Raw genomic sequence first — 14,217 nt, 5'->3', positions numbered from 1 at the left:
GGTGCCATCGTAATGCGACCAGCATAACGAGATAGCTACAAATGCAGTGGCGGCTGGGTCTGCCTCTACGAGAACGAGGACTTCAACAGAGACAAGGGCGTCTCCGGCGACCACTGGCGAAACTTCCGGGAGAGCAAGAGCAACTTCAAGGATTTCAACTGGCGGGACCACGGGGGCAATGACAGCGGCGACGGCATGAACGACGAGACCAGCTCGATCCGAAACAGAACCGGTAAGACCGTCATCCTCTACCAGAACACCGGATGGTCCGGTTCCCCTGACGCGTTCCTTCCGGGCTCTGAATGGGACGACGGCAAACTGTCAAACGACCCCATCGGCGACAACGAGGCGAGCTCGATTTACGTGCCCTGACAGCGGAATCTGAGCGGTCAGGCTGCTTCTCGGCCGAAATCACCCGTAGTCGCCGGGGAAGAAGTCCTCATCCTCCTCGTCGGGGCGCGTGGGCGCATACTGCTGCAGCGTACCGTCCCGCAGCATCCACACCCGAAAGAACGACTCCTCTTGATCCATCAAGAACACCTGGACGGCGTTTGGGCATCGCCAGGCGATGCCCTGAACCCGATCAAGAACCGCGGGCAGATCAGCGTTGTTGAGCACCCCGGCCCACACGGTGCACTCGGGGAACTTCCCACCACCCCACAGCGAATCCTGGCCAGTCGTCTCGGTCAGGAACCCACATCCCTTTCCTGGCCGGTCCCGCCGCGGAGCCTCGGCCCGCAACCACTCGCTCAACGCCTCAACGTTGGGCCGGTCCACCGCATCAACCGACACCATGACGTTCGCCACCCAGCTCACCAGGCGATTATCGGGCACGCCCCTCTGCATGTTTATCCGTACTCAGCTCGCCTATCCGCAGTTCAAGCGGCTGACGTCGGCACGGGTACGGCGCGTGTTCTTCACGCCCTCGCTGGAAGAGGTGGACCGGGCCGAAAGCGCACCAGCAGCCCGGAGTCGTGCTTCGCGCTGGTGCTGGTGTTGAAGTGCTTTCAGAAGACCGACGTCGTCCGCGCCCGGCCTTGTGACAGCACCGAGAAGTCCCAGCAGTGGCACTGGATCAACAGTTCCTGGAACGCGGGGTACCGGAATGCCGGCCAACCGATGGACCGGCGCGTGCCTCCGTCGGACATCCAGCGAGATAGACGGCAGCTTTGGCACCCGCTTCCAGGTCAACACCGGTTCGTGCGAGGACTGGACCAGCCGGCAGTGGTTGAAGTCGTCGTCCGGGGAGCCCAGTTGGCTCGGGTCGGCCGCGCTTGGCTTCCTCGACAATGAGTCCGGCGAGGAGGTCACGGCCACATTGGGGGATGGCCCCACCCTCAACGGGTAATGGAAATTCGTGTCTGCCACCTGATTGGCTTCGTCCGAGCCTTTCACCATTCTGCCTGCTCATCGACGTGATGGACTTGTGCCCGCGCGGCCGGTCACGGCATCTGGTTCGCTCGACGACCACTGGCTTCGCCTCAAGCGGCTCGCCGCCGCTCGGGCTTGACCGGCGCCGGCCCCGCTGGGCCTACGGCGGTGAGACGGTGCAGGACCATGACTGCGAGCCCGCCTCCTCATGGCACCGCGGGGGACTTCTCGCGTTCTGCGGGGACGGCGGCCTGGCGGGTGGAGCGCCGCAGGGTGAGCGTGATCAGCAGGCCGGCGACCATCGCCGCCATGACGATCCGCGGACGCCACCCCAAGGGGTACGCCGTGCGGCAGCCCGGCAACCGCCCTCTGCGCCGCCAAGCGCTAGCCACCTGCTCCAGGGCACCGCTCCCCGGCACGTCCGATGCGGCCCCAGGGCCGAAATCACCGTGGCGAACGGCGACGTCTACGTGGCGGGCCCGGCCTGAGCTCGGTGTGCGGACGGGCGAACTTTTCTACTCGCCGCGCATCTGGACCGGCATGAAGGAGAAACACGACACCCCGGATGTCGCCCGGCTCGCGCCGGGCGACCATGTGATCGAGGTCGAGGGCGCGGCGCAGTGGTTACCACGTCGCGGGCAGTGGGCCGGTGTGCGTGGAGTTCTGGCAGGCGGCGGTGGACAACGTACGCCGCTTCCCCGAGCGGCGCCCGGACCGGACGGAAGCCGCGGAGATCCCGGCGGTGTCAACGGCCGCGCTCGCCGCCGGTACGGATGCCGACTACACCGACTGCCTGCGCCGGATCCTGCTCCTCTGTTTCGCCGACCCGTGGGATCCGGGCCTCGCGGCGGTAGGGGCGGGCCTGCGGGCATGGGGCGATCCGCAACGCGGCGGGGAACCACGGCCGTTCGACACCCGCGGCTCCCTGCCCTCCTTGACCACGCCGACGCTCGCGGTGAGCGGTGTCCACGACGTCCCTTGGTCGCTCACCCGATGGGAGTCCGCGGACCTCGGCGGGTTCGCCGTCCCCGCCAGGACCATCGGCGCCCCAAGAGCCGTGGTTAAGGACTGGTCAGCACGGCAATCACTCGTTTGCCTCGTGCGTGTCCGGTCCCGGTCAGCTTGTGGGCCTGGCCGATGTCTTCGAGTGGATAGGTCTCCTCGACGATCGGCTGGACGGCTTGTCGGTCGACGTATCCGGCCAGCGCGGTGAGGTCGGCCCGCCGCGAGCGTGCCATCATCACCCGTACGCGCGGCCCCGGCGTGACGATTGAGCGTATGGCGTATCCCATGCCGCTGCTGGCGGTGGTCATCATCCGGCCGCCCCGGCGTAGCAGGGCCCGGTAGCGGCCGAGGTCGGTGCCGTGGCAGTCGAGAACGACGTCGAAGGATCCGGCGATCGCGTTCGGATTGCGGTAATCGAGCGTGTGGGCGGCCCCGAGCTCGCGGCAGAGGCCGTGGTTGGCCGCGCTGGCGACGGCAGTGACTCTGGCGCCCATGGCGAGGCCGATCTGGATCGCCGTGCTGCCTACGCCGCCGCTCGCGCCGACCACCAGCAGTTCCTCGCCGGAGGCGAGCCGGAGCACGTCACGCAGCGCGCGCAACGCGGTCACCCCGACGCTGGGCAGCGCGGCGGCCAGCGTGAGATCCACCCGGGCCGGCGCGGGCCCGAGAGCAGAGGTCTTGACCGCGACGTACTCGGCGGCGGCGCCGGTACGGCCGGAGACGTCGCCGAGGAAACCCCACACGCGCTGCCCGATCTTCACGTCGGTGACCCCTGGCCCGAGAGCGGTCACCTCCCCGGCGTAGTCCAGGCCGGTCCGCTTGGGGAAGCGGCGGCCCGCCATCAGCTTCATCTCTCCGGAGCGGATCGTGACGTCGACGGGGTTGACGCTGGTGCCGTGGACACGGATGAGCACCTGTCCGGCGCGCGGCTCCGGCCGGGCGACGGTCCGCACGCTCAGTTCCTCCGGCCCGCCGTACCTGTCGTATTCCACCGCGCGCATGCTCATCGGGCGGCCTCCGGGTCCACGATGACGACGAGCTTGCCGCGGGTGTGCTCTTGTGCCAGGTCCTGGTAGGCGCGCGCCGCGTCACTCAAGGCATACGTTCTGGTCGCGGGCTCGGGCAGGGTGCCGTCGAGCACGTGGGCGGCCAGGGCGTTCATGGTGTCGGGCCGGAGATCGGTGGTGCCCATCACCGTGGTGACCGCCGGGTGGGTGGGCGTACCCGGGGTGGTGCTGAGCAGCCGTCCGCCGCGGCGCAGCATCCGGGTTGCCGCGATCACCGCCTCGCCCGTCAGCGCGAGGTTCACCACCGCGTCCACGCCTTCGGGGTGGCGCCGCAGTACTTCCTCGATCAGGTCGCTCTCGCGGTAGTCGATCATGTCGGCGGCGCCCAGGCCCCGCACGTAGTCCCGGTCGGGCTCTGTGCCGCTGGCGATGACGGTGCACTGCCTGGCCAGCAACGGCACGACGACGCTGCCTATGCCGCCGGGCGCGCCGATCACCAGGACCGTCTCGCGCGGCTGGAACCCTCCGCGATCGAGCACGGCGAGCCCGGTCATGCCGGTGCTGGGCAGCGCGGCCGCGGTGACCGCGCTCAGCTTCGGCGGCCGTTTCGCCAGGTACGGCCCGGCCTGAAAGGTCGCGTACTCGGCCAGCGCGCCGGAGGTGACGGCGGGGATGCCGACGCCGGCGGCGAACGAAGGCGGCGCGCCGAAGCCGAACACCTCCTCGCCCACCTCGAACCCCTGCGTGCCGGGGCCGAGCCTGGTCACCGTGCCGGCAACGTCGGTACCGGGGACGAACGGGAAGTCCAGCGGGACCATCTCGCGTACCGTGCCTGCGGTCATCAGCAGGTCGGCGGGGTTGAGCGAGACAGCGGCCACCCGGACTTGCAACTGCCCCGGACCGGGTTCGGGAATCGGGAGGTCCCCGATGGCGAACGAGTCGGGCGTGCCGTACCCGGGGACGACGAGAGCTTTCATGAGCATCCTTCCAGACAGACAGACTGTCTCTCACCGGGCATACTGTCTGTACTGGTGCAGACCGACCAGTCTCATTACCAGTGTTCCGTCTCGAACTGGACAGGAGGCTCGAAGTGTCTCGGGAGAACGTCCGGGTCCGGCGCACCCGCACGCTGCTCAGGCAGGCCCTGGTCGAGCTCATCGAGGAGCACGGCTTCGAGCGGCTCACGGTCGGGCAGATCACCGAGCGGGCCATGGTGAGCAGGGCCGCCTTCTACCGCAACTACCGCGACAAGTACCAGCTCGTGGAGCAGATCTTCGACGAGGCCATGGGCGAACTGCTCGGCACCATGACCGACCACCCCGGCACGCCGGCGCTGGAACGATGGATCGGCTTCTTCGAGCACATCGACCACTACCACCGCCTCTACGGCGCGCTGCTGGGCAGCAACGGCAGCACCTGGTTCACCCGCAGGATGCAGGCCACCCTCGCCGACATGACCGCCCAGCACCTGCCCCAGGCACCCGGCGACCTGGTCCCCACACTTCTGGGAGGCATGTTCCTCCAGGCCATCATCTGGTGGCTGGACACCGGCAGGCAGATCCCGGCGCGAGAGATCGCCACCCAGACAGCCGGGCTGGCCTCGGCGCTCATCGCCGAGGCCGGCAACGACAGAGCATGAAGCCGGTCGGCGGGCCTGCTCGGACTCGTGCGCCTGGCGCAGGGGCTCACAACGTCCGTTGACCAACTCCAGGTGCGTGAGCTCTGTCGCGAGGCGGGTGTCAGGTACATCCGATCTGGCCATTGATCAAGGAGTGACCTGGTACTGGCCACTCGGCCGGCACAGTTCGCTCCGAGACCCCCGCGGCCTCGTGAGCCGGGTCTCAGGCGCGGGTACCCAGTAGCCGGTCGGGGATCGGGTCTCAGGCGAAGGCTCTACGGGAGAGGTCATCCCATGCCTCCCACTCGGCGACGCGCCGCGCGTACTCCGCGCGCAGCAGGGGCAGCGGCTGGTCGCCGAAGAAGACGCGCAGCGGCGGCTCCTCCGCGTCGACGATCTCCAGGATCGCCGCGCCGGTCGCCTCGGGGTCGCCGCGGCGGGTCGAGGCGCTGATCGGCAGATTGGCGCGGAACTCCTCGTACGCCGGCAGCGGCGCGGCCCGTACGGCCGAGGAGCCCTGCCAGTCGGTGGCGAACCCGGCCGGTTCGACCAAAGTCACCTTGATCCCGAACGACCTGACCTCCATCGCCAGGCTGGACGTCATGCCCTCCAGGCCCCACTTCGACGCGTGGTACAGCCCGAGACCGGGGAGCGCGAACACGCCGCCGACCGACGACACCTGGATGATGTGCCCGTGCCCCTGCTCGCGCAGCACGGGCAGCGCCGCCTGCGTCACCCAGAGCGGTCCGATCAGGTTCGTGTCGAGCTGCTGCCGCGCCTGCTCCTCGGTCACCTCCTCGACCATGCCGAACAGCCCATAGCCGGCGTTGTTGACGACCACGTCGAGTGAGCCGAACCGGTCGTGCGCCCTGGCGACGGCGGCGAAGGCCGCGGCGCGGTCGGTGACGTCGAGCTCGATCGGCAGGACGGCGTCGCCCCATGTCTCTACGAGCGGGTCGAGCGTACGCACGTCGCGAGCGGTCGCGGCCACCGAGTCGCCGCGTTCCAGGGCCGCCGTCGTCCACACGCGGCCGAACCCCCGTGAGGCTCCCGTGATGAGCCAGGTCTTGGATGCCATCGTGACCTCCGCTAAGTAACTAGATGGTTATACGTCTACGCTCGCTTTTCCGATTTGTCAATAACTGGTTATTTAACTATCCTGGACGCCATGGCGCGCGACGCGGACAAGACCAAGGAAAAGCTCCTGAGTGCGGCGACCGCCGAGTTCGCCGCCCACGGCGTGGCCGGGGCGCGGATCGACCGCATCGCCGAGCGTGCCGGGGTCAACAAGCGGATGATCTACGCGTACTACGGCAACAAGGAGCAGTTGCACGCCACCGTGCTGGAGCACTCTCTCGACCGACTCGTCGAGGCGGTCCCGCTCACGACCGACGACCTGCCCGGATACGCCGGCCGCCTCTTCGACTACCTGGTCGACCACCCCGAGCGGCACCGGCTCGCCCTGTGGCGCATCCTGGAGGGCTCGCCGTCCACCGAGGCAGAGCAGCGCTCCACCGCCCGGAAACTGGCGGCGCTGGCGGAGGCTCGGGCCCATGACGGCGCGCTCGACCCGGTGGCGCTGCTGATGTTCATCATGTCGATCGTGCAGGCATGGCCGAGCACCTACGGCGCGCTGGGTCGGCCCTCCTACGCGGACGCGGCCACCCAGCGGGCCACGGTCGTGGAGGCGATCCGCCGCCTGACCACGCCGTGACCGGCGGCTCGCCCCCGGGAGTGCCGAACGGCGTCCACGGGGGCGTCAGCGCCCCGCTGCCCTCCCACCTGTTCCCAGTCGCCAACGGGGTGTTGGTCGTGCCCGGCCTGCCCTGGAAGTCGATCGCGGCCAGCACGTTCGGAGTGAACTGGAGCAGGTAGGTGAACTGTTCGGGGTAGGGGAGGGCCGCCTCACTGAGTTGCGCCGAGTGTCCGGCCGGCAGATCGTCCCCACCTGGGACTTCACCGACACCGCACGACTCTGGCTGGTCGAGGAATACCTCCAGGAGATCGCCGGAGCCGACGCCGGACTCGCCTCTCTCGACGTGGTCCAGACCTGGTTCCGGCACGACGGCGCACGGGTGAGCGTCGCCCCGGTCTCGGTGGCCGCCGACTGCACCGACGGATTCCTGAGCGCGTACTGGCGACGCCCGCACTGCCGGGCCAGAACAGTCAGGACACCCACGACCGCCACTATGTCCCGGTCGACAAGCGGGTTCAGACCGAGGCTGTTGAAGTGATCGCGGCCGGCGCGGAGGACGCTGCCACTCGGGCACGAGCGGCGGTCCTGGCCGCTGAACTGCGCGACGGACCGCAGGACGGGGACGTCGAGACGGCGACCGCTGACTGCGGCCGGCTGGGGGCGCAGGCCGGCCAGGACGAGCGCGGCGGCGCCGATGGCGGTGTCCACGGTGACCGGCACGCTGATGGCCGGCGCGTACGGGGAGGCGGCCACGAGCACGACCAGGGCTCGTTCGATCCAGGTCAGCGGATCGCCTGTGATCGAGCCGATGAGCGCGATCACGGCGGCGAGGATCATGATGCCGGGCACCAGCGGTTTGGCGATGCGGTCGGCCAGGCGCTGGGCTGCGCCCTTGCGGGACTGTTCGGCCTCGACGAGACGTCCAGGGTGGTGCGGCCGGTGCGGATCAGGCCGTCGGTGGCTACGCGCTCACCGGGTCGCACGAGCAGCAGATCGCCTATGGCCGGCTCGGCCGGGTCCACGGTGACCTGGGTGCCGCCGCGCCGCATGGTGGGAGTCTCGGGTCGAGCGCGAGCAGGGCGCGCAGCCCGCGCCGGGTGCGAAGGAGCGCGTACTCCTCCAGGCCCTCGCTGATGGAGTACAGGAAGGCGAGCATGGCGACCTCCCCGAGGATGACCACGCCGACGGCGGCGATCGTCATCAGCGTGCCGACGCCGATCCTGCCCTTGGCCAGGTTGGTCCGACCCGGTCCGCAGGAGGCCGGCCAGGTGGTTGGCCACCAGCATTGCGGGCTGGAGGACGATCGTGACGTCCGTTCGCCTAGCCGGGGTCGGCGCAGAGTTGGGAGGTCAGGGCGTTGCGTGCCCATGCTTCCCACGTGTCCGGTGACCAGTCGCGGTCGCGGACGAAGATCAGGTAGAGCTGCGGGCTGAGCAGGCCGAACAGCAGGTCCGCCGCCATCTCGACGGAGAGGCCGGGACGGGCGTCGGGCTTGCCGGCCAGGGCTTCGGCCGCTGCGTGCTGCACGATGTAACGCGGATCGGGGCCGTCCGGCCACTGCGCGGCGATCTCGGGGTCTGTGGCCGCGGCAGCGGCGATCAGTGGCATGATCGGGGCGACCCGGCCCAGGATCTCGCGGGTGCCGCGGACGTGCGCGCGCAGTTGCCCTGCCGCGGTGGGCTCGGCGCACGCGGCGCGAAACCACTCACGATCCATGGTGGCGACAGGCTCGGTGTCCCCGGCGATGGACGTGTCGATGACGTCCTTGAACAGCGTGCGCTTGTTGCGGAAGACGAAGTAGACCGTCTGGACGGCCACGCCTGCCCGGTCCGCGACCTCCTGCAGGCTCGTCGCCCCGTAACCATGCGCGATGAACAGTTCGCGAGCCGCCTCGACGACCCTTTCACGGGTGCGACGTGAGCGTTCGGCTCGCTTGTCCGGCCGCTTGACTTTGTCCATGTTGCGAGTATAACTCTAGAGTTTGTCACTAGAGTTCAACTATAGATTCTTGGAGAAGACGATGACCCAGCTCAACCCCACCCAGAAGCCGGACCCGGACCTGACCTCAACGCAGCGAGACCAGGAGGAGGAGTCCGTCCACCGCGCACTGCAGGGCTACTACCGCGCCGGCAAGCCGCCGTGGGACACCGGCGTGACGCCGCCCGAGTTGGTCGCCCTGGTTGAGGGGCACGACGCGCTACCGCCCGGCCGCGCCCTCGAACTCGGCTGCGGCACGGGGACCAACGCCATCTACCTCGCACGGCACGGCTGGGAGGTGGCGGCCGTCGACCTGATCGACCGCGCCGTCGACCAGGCCAGGGAGAAGGCCGCGGAGGCGGGAGCGGCGGTACGGCTGCTGCACGGGGACGCCACCCGTCTCGACGAGCTGGACGTGCCCGGTCCGTTCGACCTGTTCTTCGACCTGAGCTGCTACTGCGGCATCCCGCTGCACCGCCGCGACGCCTACGCCGCCGGGCTCACCCACCGTGCTGCTCCCGGAGCACGGTTGCTGATGTTCGGGTACGGCCCCGAGCCGGTCGGCAATCCGATCCCGGAGGTCACGTCGTGGGCGGCGGGTGTCACAGCCGACGAACTCCGCGCCAGGTTCGCCGGCTGGGAACTACTCGACGTCACACCGGGCACCAACTCGGTGCCGACCTTCTGGTTCACGCTGCGCCGCGACGCCTAGAGAGTCGGTCATGTAGCTGAAGACGGCGGAGGTCTCCTCGCCGAGCCGGACGTAGCGGCCGAGGCCGGCCACCTGCTGGTTGTGGCTCTTGGCCTCACGCTCCGGTCGGCTGCGGGAAGGTGACTCCGGTCAGCTCCTCGGAGACCGTCCACAGGCGCCGGGCCGTGGCCGGGTCGCTGGCCGCCGGGGAGCGGCCGACCAGGGTCGGGGCACCGCGCACCTCGCCGAAGCCGTCCGGGCCGACGTAGCTGGCGCCGGGGAGGTCCTGGACGGCGGCGTACAGGGTCGGCAGTGCGCCGGCCTTGTTGTCCTGGGCCACGGCCCGCATGACGATGCGGTTCAGCGCGCTGCCGTCGTGGCGCTGCAGGTTCGTGGTGGCCCAGCCGGGGTGCGCGGCCAGGGCGCGCACGGGCGAGTGTGCTGCGGCGAGGCGGCGCTGGAGTTCCAGCGTGAACAGCAGGTTGGCCAGCTTGGACTGGCTGTATGCCTTCCGTGGCGTGTACTCGCCGGTGAGGTTGAGGTTGTCGAAGTTGATGTGCGGGGTGCCCGGCTTCTTGTGCGCCTCGGACGACACGGTCACCACCCGGTCGGTGATGTGCGGCAGCAGCAGGTTGGTCAGGGCGAAGTGGCCCAGGTGGTTGGTCCCGAACTGCAGCTCGAAGCCGTCCTTGGTGCTGGACTCCGGGGTGTTCATGACGCCGGCGTTGTTGACGAGCAGGTCCAGGTCGCCCCGCCAGGCGGCGGCGAACTCACGCACGGAGGCGAGGTCGGCCAGGTCGAGCCGGCGTACCTCCACACTGCCGGGCACGCCCGCGGCGGCGGCCTCGCCGCGCTCGGGGTCGCGTACCGCGAGCACCACATGGGCGCCCGCGGCGGCCAGCGCCTCGACGGTGGCGATGCCTAGACCGCTGTTGGCGCCGGTAACGACGGCAGTGCGACCGTTCTGGTCAGGAATATCGGTGATGGTCCACTTGCCGGGTGCGGTGCTGGGTGCGGTAGTCATGGACGCCAATTGTGGGCGATGCCAACAATGGTGTCAATGACAACAATGATGACATCGTCAACAATGTTGGCGACACCCACATGACTGGTACACTGACCCCCATGCAGACTCGCCCACGCCGCTATCACCACGGAGATCTGCCCGCCGCCCTGCTGGCCCGCGCGGAAGAGACGCTCCGGGAGAAGGGGTCCGCCGCCCTGTCGCTGCGCGAACTCGCCCGCGACCTCGGTGTCAGCCATACCGCGCCGAGCCGCCACTTCGCGGACAAGCAGGCGCTGCTGGACGCGCTCGCGCTGGTCGGCTACGAACGGATGACCGAGGCCATGGTGGCGTCGCAGGTCGACGCGGGGGAGTCGTGCCGCAAGCGGCTGGAGGCGATGGTCCGCGCGTATGTGGGCTTCTGCCTGGACAACGCCGAACTGCTCAACCTGATGTGCTCGATCAAGCACGACCCGCAGGCGTCCAAGGCCCTGCTGGAGGCCGCCGGGCGGTGGTCCGAGCTCATCGAGCGGCTGGTGGCGGAGGGGCAGCGTCAGGGCGAGGTGCGCGAGGGGTCCCATGAGCGCATCTGCGTGCCGGTCTTCGCGACGGTTCACGGATTCGCCAACTTGGCCGCGACCGGCATGCTCGCTCCGGAGACCGTGGAACACGGACTGGACGAGGTGATCGCGTTCATCCTCCGGGGGTGCGCACCGGACGGGCCGGCCTGACCGGGCGTCCGGATTCCCCTGTTCTGGCGCCGCCACGCAGCGGGCCTGTTCCTCAACCGCCGCGGCGGGCCGCCTGTCGGCCCGCCGCGCCTCGGTCAGCTTCACCGCCATCGCCCAGGCCGCCGGGCTGGAGGATGCCACCACCGCTCACGTCGGCCAGCACACCACCTTCGTCACCCAGCTCATCTACGGCGGCGTGGGCCTCGTCACCGTCGCCGAGATGGTTGGCCACGCCCGCCTGGACACGCTGCGCATCTACAGCTTGCCCGCCGAGAAGGACAAGCAGCACGCGCCGCGCCACCTCACCGTCGACCGCTGATCGGCAAGGACTGCGCCTGCCCCTGCGACCCGCTGTTCTCCCGACGTAAGCCGACCATGGACAACGACGAACACATTCCCATCGAGCCGCCCAAACCTCCTGCCGAGTCGTCCGCGCCGCACTACACCGTCCCGCGCCTCCGGACGGCTGTGCGCCTGCCGAAAACTCCATCCACGCATGTCAAGCAGGCTCTGCATCGCTTGCGAAGCGACTGCAAGTCATCCTGGCGAGCAGACGAGCATCGCCGGACGGATGACTGCTGGGTGGCTGCTCGTACGCGTTCGATTTGCTGTGGGCTGGGGCCTCGTCACGAAATCCTGGCCCTACGCAGCCGTGCTGAGATAGGGGGCAAATGGCGCATAACGGGCCTTCCGTGCCCCGGTCAACGAAGTCATCACGGCCGAGTGATCTACGGTGAGACCGGCTGCTCCCCTGTCCTTTGGGCCGGATGCGTGCTGGGAACGATGGTCGACTGGAAGAGATCAGGCATGCGCCGGCGGACCTGGTCGCCCATCGGGCCGTGTTCCCACAGGGGATCGACAACGCCGAGGGGGATGCTGATTCTCTGTAGCCCCGATGCCGGATCGATGGGCCAGCAACCAGTCAGGGGCGTTGTGAGGAATCTCGTATTCGCCCCAGCCGACCAGGCCGATGCATTGCCTGGCTCCGGTTCGGACACCTATCCTGCCGGCCTTGGTAATGGTCCGTGGACTGGGAATCCGGCTTCCCACGACATCGATGCGCTCAACATGTCGCCATGCCAGGCGCACACGCGATCCGTACCAGTCCTCCATCTCCACGCCCTCAGGAGAGAGGTGCGCAACCGTGGCAGCGGTCATCTGCCGCCACCTGACCAACCGCACTCCAGCGAAGACCGCCGTCGCCACTGCTGCAAGGAACACCGGCTCGATACGATGACGATCAGGGATGAAGGCGATGAATGCCAGCCATACGGGGATTAAGAGCACAAAAGGGAGAAGCAGTCGAGCAACGGTTGCGATCGTAAATAGGGAGTCATGTGCAAAACGTTCTTGGCGGGTGCTTAGCTGACATGCGGTCAACGATACAAACTACCGAAACCATACGCGTCGGTTTACGCGGACTGTACTTACGTGGACCTCAGTCGTCCACGCTAAAGATAGCCCATATGTCGAATCTCAAGGAGGGCGCTTTGAAGAACCTGCCGACACTTCTTTTTGTGGTATCCGCAGGCATGATCGGCGCCCTCTTGCTAGCAGGAGTCGCCAAGGGAAGCCTTCTCCCATGGGCCAACTCTGATGGCGATGGATGCAATGAGGCCTCGCTGGCTGCCGTGGGCGCCTTGGACGTGGACGTGCGCCTGGATGGGGCGGTCGAGATGGGCTCCGACCGCCCTGGTTGTGACGAGGAAGACTCGTACGCTTCTACGATGAAGGTCTACGCGTATGAGGGCGCGATCGCAGACCTTGTGCCGGCCTATGAAAAGAATCTCCATGGTGAAGGCTGGAAGCCGGTTGAACGGCCGATGGATTTTCCGGTTGGAGAGGGCTGTTTTCACAAGCTCGCAGGTGGTGGCATGCATGCCTTTTTGTTGGTCTGGGCAAGCGACTATCAGGGTGCCAATCTTAAGCAATATAGGATCCAGCTATCGATAAGCCCTGAGTATCACAATTACGGCGGCCGGATGTGCTGATCCAGTGCTGCACGTCGATAGGCTTTTTCATCCGTGGGTGAGCTCGTAGTTCTGCAGGACGGCGATCGCCTTGCATAGCTCTCGGCGGCACGACTGCACCCATCAAGCCCTTCCTGCTTGAGGATCTCCCAGATCGTGGACGGGGCGATCTTGATGCCAAGCATGGTGATGCCGTTGCCAGCGGATGACGTCGAAGTCCTCGGGGTGGTACGGCGGCGCGGTGGCCGGTGGTTCGGCGGGTTCGCCTTGCGGTCGGCTCGTCACGGTCGCGCCCAGGCCACGCGCCAGGTCGGCTGTCGCGATTCCGGATCGTGGCGGGGACAGGGAGGGCGTGCTGAGGGGATGTGGCCATGGGCGCGTTCTCCTTATCTTGTACAGGCGGGGGAGAAGGGTGCTGGACCGCGCCGCCCGGCAGGGATGCGAGGTCAGTTGGCCGCGCGGGTCCTACCCCGGTTGCGCGCCGGACGGGGGCTCCTGCAGCACATGCGCCACGGGCAGCCAGTGGGGCACTTCGCCAGTTCGGGAGGGAACCGGGGGAGGGCGGACCGATCCCGGTGAAAGCGGAGCAGTGCTCCTGCGGGACGTGGAGAGCGATCCCGTCCTCACACCAGGCCACCAAAGGTCGGAGATGTCGGCGACCCGGGACGGACAGGGTCAGCCAGGCAGGTCGGCGGCGCGGGCTTGCGGGGGATTGTCGGTCCTGGTCGCTCCCCGCGGTGTCGTGTCTGATCTCATTGTGGCGGTTGCGCCGTCCGGGTGTCGGGTGACGGCCTCGATGCCGGACTCGGGTAGCGCCACGCCGCGCAGGACACCTGCCCGAGGTTGAAGGGTTGCTGACCGTCGCGCGGACTTGCATACCCCCGTCACCACCACGGTCTCCAACACCATCGGCATGATCCTCGGCGCCCTCGTCAACACCGTGGCCTCGCTGTTCTTCCTCTTCTCCGCGAACGCCGACTGGATGGCTGCCGCGCTCCTGACGGTCGGCTCGGCCCTCGGCGGCGTGATCGGGGGCAGGGCCATTGAGGTGTACGTGCGGCCCGGAAACGTGCGGACAGCGTAACCGCGATTCTCGACAACGACCCTGACACGAGCAAACCGGTCCTCAAAAATTGGGCATTGCGGTT

Annotated in this window: 14 protein-coding genes and 2 pseudogenes; 9 read left to right on the top strand and 7 right to left on the bottom strand. The window is 68.1% G+C overall.

The window, feature by feature from the left end; all coding sequences use genetic code 11:
• Window positions 1-45 precede the first annotated feature (45 nt).
• Window positions 46-372 (top strand): annotated as a pseudogene (locus tag ABD844_RS49425) (peptidase inhibitor family I36 protein); the annotation flags it as partial.
• A gap of 39 nt (window positions 373-411) precedes the next feature.
• On the opposite strand, the gene ABD844_RS49420 reads toward ABD844_RS49425, so the two are convergent.
• The 3 genes from ABD844_RS49420 to ABD844_RS49410 all read right to left on the bottom strand — a co-directional run bounded on the left by ABD844_RS49420 (window position 412) and on the right by ABD844_RS49410 (window position 4,360).
• A complete protein-coding gene (locus ABD844_RS49420; RefSeq protein ID WP_344895936.1) occupies window positions 412-816 on the bottom strand; it encodes a hypothetical protein in 405 nt (134 codons plus the stop codon).
• 1,616 nt (window positions 817-2,432) lie between these two features.
• The gene (locus ABD844_RS49415) at window positions 2,433-3,383 is read right to left on the bottom strand and encodes an NADP-dependent oxidoreductase (protein WP_344895933.1); all 951 of its coding nucleotides are present in this window, start codon (window positions 3,381-3,383) and stop codon (window positions 2,433-2,435) included.
• Complete coding sequence (locus ABD844_RS49410) at window positions 3,380-4,360, bottom strand: NADP-dependent oxidoreductase (protein WP_344895930.1); 981 nt, start codon at window positions 4,358-4,360, stop codon at window positions 3,380-3,382. Before ABD844_RS49410 ends, ABD844_RS49415 begins: the two co-directional genes overlap by 4 nt.
• Window positions 4,361-4,473: 113 nt before the next feature.
• Here ABD844_RS49410 and ABD844_RS49405 point away from each other — a divergent pair, with 113 nt between their 5' ends.
• The gene (locus tag ABD844_RS49405; RefSeq protein WP_344895927.1) at window positions 4,474-5,022 is read left to right on the top strand and encodes a TetR/AcrR family transcriptional regulator; all 549 of its coding nucleotides are present in this window, start codon (window positions 4,474-4,476) and stop codon (window positions 5,020-5,022) included.
• A 241-nt stretch (window positions 5,023-5,263) separates the two neighbouring features.
• Here the strand turns inward: ABD844_RS49405 and ABD844_RS49400 are convergent, their stop codons facing one another.
• Window positions 5,264-6,079: an SDR family NAD(P)-dependent oxidoreductase gene (locus ABD844_RS49400; protein WP_344895924.1), complete on the bottom strand. Its 816-nt coding sequence runs from the start codon at window positions 6,077-6,079 to the stop codon at window positions 5,264-5,266.
• A 90-nt stretch (window positions 6,080-6,169) separates the two neighbouring features.
• Between ABD844_RS49400 and ABD844_RS49395 the strand changes: the two genes are divergently transcribed.
• Both ABD844_RS49395 and ABD844_RS49390 read left to right on the top strand, forming a co-directional pair.
• Window positions 6,170-6,715, top strand: a complete 546-nt coding sequence (locus ABD844_RS49395; RefSeq protein WP_344895921.1) for a TetR/AcrR family transcriptional regulator — start codon at window positions 6,170-6,172, stop codon at window positions 6,713-6,715.
• Between the two features lie 208 nt (window positions 6,716-6,923).
• A complete protein-coding gene (locus ABD844_RS49390; protein WP_344896052.1) occupies window positions 6,924-7,235 on the top strand; it encodes a hypothetical protein in 312 nt (103 codons plus the stop codon).
• Between the two features lie 143 nt (window positions 7,236-7,378).
• Here ABD844_RS49390 and ABD844_RS49385 read toward each other — a convergent pair.
• Window positions 7,379-7,931 (bottom strand): annotated as a pseudogene (locus tag ABD844_RS49385) (P-type ATPase actuator domain-containing protein); the annotation flags it as partial.
• 86 nt (window positions 7,932-8,017) lie between these two features.
• The gene (locus ABD844_RS49380) at window positions 8,018-8,656 is read right to left on the bottom strand and encodes a TetR/AcrR family transcriptional regulator (RefSeq protein ID WP_344895918.1); all 639 of its coding nucleotides are present in this window, start codon (window positions 8,654-8,656) and stop codon (window positions 8,018-8,020) included.
• A gap of 49 nt (window positions 8,657-8,705) precedes the next feature.
• Here ABD844_RS49380 and ABD844_RS49375 point away from each other — a divergent pair, with 49 nt between their 5' ends.
• A complete protein-coding gene (locus ABD844_RS49375) occupies window positions 8,706-9,386 on the top strand; it encodes a class I SAM-dependent methyltransferase (RefSeq protein ID WP_344895915.1) in 681 nt (226 codons plus the stop codon).
• A gap of 94 nt (window positions 9,387-9,480) precedes the next feature.
• Here the strand turns inward: ABD844_RS49375 and ABD844_RS49370 are convergent, their stop codons facing one another.
• Window positions 9,481-10,389 carry an oxidoreductase gene (locus ABD844_RS49370; RefSeq protein WP_344895912.1) on the bottom strand — a complete coding sequence of 303 codons (909 nt, stop codon included), beginning with the start codon at window positions 10,387-10,389 and terminating at the stop codon, window positions 9,481-9,483.
• 101 nt (window positions 10,390-10,490) lie between these two features.
• On the opposite strand from ABD844_RS49370, the gene ABD844_RS49365 reads away from it, so the two are divergent.
• The 4 genes from ABD844_RS49365 to ABD844_RS49350 all read left to right on the top strand — a co-directional run bounded on the left by ABD844_RS49365 (window position 10,491) and on the right by ABD844_RS49350 (window position 14,153).
• The gene (locus ABD844_RS49365) at window positions 10,491-11,099 is read left to right on the top strand and encodes a TetR/AcrR family transcriptional regulator (RefSeq protein WP_344895909.1); all 609 of its coding nucleotides are present in this window, start codon (window positions 10,491-10,493) and stop codon (window positions 11,097-11,099) included.
• A 73-nt stretch (window positions 11,100-11,172) separates the two neighbouring features.
• A complete protein-coding gene (locus ABD844_RS49360; RefSeq protein ID WP_344896037.1) occupies window positions 11,173-11,418 on the top strand; it encodes a tyrosine-type recombinase/integrase in 246 nt (81 codons plus the stop codon).
• 1,171 nt (window positions 11,419-12,589) lie between these two features.
• Window positions 12,590-13,090 carry a hypothetical protein gene (locus ABD844_RS49355; RefSeq protein WP_344895906.1) on the top strand — a complete coding sequence of 167 codons (501 nt, stop codon included), beginning with the start codon at window positions 12,590-12,592 and terminating at the stop codon, window positions 13,088-13,090.
• Window positions 13,091-13,940: 850 nt separating this feature from the next.
• Window positions 13,941-14,153: a hypothetical protein gene (locus ABD844_RS49350; protein WP_344895903.1), complete on the top strand. Its 213-nt coding sequence runs from the start codon at window positions 13,941-13,943 to the stop codon at window positions 14,151-14,153.
• Window positions 14,154-14,217: the final 64 nt, after the last annotated feature.

Origin of the sequence: Nonomuraea antimicrobica (assembly GCF_039536965.1) — a bacterium.
Lineage (GTDB): Bacteria > Actinomycetota > Actinomycetes > Streptosporangiales > Streptosporangiaceae > Nonomuraea > Nonomuraea antimicrobica.
This window is presented reverse-complemented; position numbering and strand designations above follow the sequence as displayed.